The organism is Microbulbifer okhotskensis, assembly GCF_023895975.1.
GTDB lineage: Bacteria > Pseudomonadota > Gammaproteobacteria > Pseudomonadales > Cellvibrionaceae > Microbulbifer > Microbulbifer okhotskensis.
The window spans coordinates 1-433 of the sequence record NZ_JALBWM010000397.1 but is presented as its reverse complement, the minus strand read 5'-3'; the positions used below and the strand labels follow the sequence as shown (position 1 = coordinate 433).

General features: G+C 54.5%; 1 protein-coding gene. It reads left to right on the top strand.

Annotation, left to right across the window (positions count from 1 at the left end):
• The coding region (locus tag MO867_RS22665) for a hypothetical protein (RefSeq protein ID WP_252473394.1) at nt 1–354 on the top strand (354 nt) is incomplete at its 5' end.
• Between the last annotated feature and the right edge of the window lie 79 nt (nt 355–433).

Sequence of the window (433 nt, the reverse complement as noted above, 5' to 3'; positions counted from 1 at the left end):
ACCGCCCCGGCACAGAGCGGTCCCGATACACAAGATAAGCCAAGCAATATTAACAGCAACACCCAAGCCGCAAAACACTCAACCAGAAAGATTAAGCGCGCCTTATCACCTAGACAAGTGAGAGCGCTGGAAACTTTGCTGACTGGTCCATGCAGCCGGGAAAAGCTCGACAGAGTGACAGGGGCCAGCAATGGCCCGAATGTAATCATGCAGCTCAGAAGACGCGGAATAACCATTCAATGCCGGATGGAGGGGCATATAGACCGCGATGGCATTGCAGGGCGTCACGGCGTTTACTGGCTACCTGATAGCGAGCGTCAGCGTATTGGCTCCCTTAAGTTGCTGGGGGACTAATGGCTGAATCTGCTAGAGAGCTTCTGCAACGGCTTCTAGCGCGTGGTGATGGTATAGCGGTCGATGGTGGCCGCCTTAC